Annotated in this window: 1 pseudogene; it reads left to right on the forward strand. The window is 34.5% G+C overall.

Going from position 1 to position 415, the window contains the following annotated elements:
• Positions 1 to 287: 287 nt before the first annotated feature.
• Positions 288 to 415, forward strand: a pseudogene (locus ABS784_RS16990) (IS701 family transposase); the annotation flags it as partial.

A 415-nucleotide genomic window follows, 5' to 3' on the forward strand; every position in this document is an offset into this window, starting at 1 on the left:
TGCATTGCGGGTTCGGCTAGAAACAGCTAACATACTTTCATGACAGGTGCAAGTACAACTTTTGGTGATGAACCAAAGAAATTTTAATAAGGTTACTTATCCCATCAAAAAAGATAATGTATGACTGACAATATATTATTCTAACTATTTATAATATTTTATTTTTTACTGTAGATGAGCAAAATCACTAACATAAATTTACATCAAAACAAAAAAGGAGATATGAACCCGATTCCTTGATTAGAATAGATGTGTCATCCAACCATTCACAAGGAGGTTCATGTCTCATGAATAGATTAGCACATCATCAAGGAATCCACAAGTTTTTCACAATGTTAGGGTTGGCGCTTTATTTCTCGAAACCAGTCATGAAGCATCTCGTTCATATCGTCGATGCGATGATCACAAAGGGCTT

Origin of the sequence: Geobacillus sp. G4 (genome assembly GCF_040327975.1) — a bacterium.
Classification (GTDB): Bacteria; Bacillota; Bacilli; order Bacillales; family Anoxybacillaceae; genus Geobacillus; species Geobacillus thermoleovorans.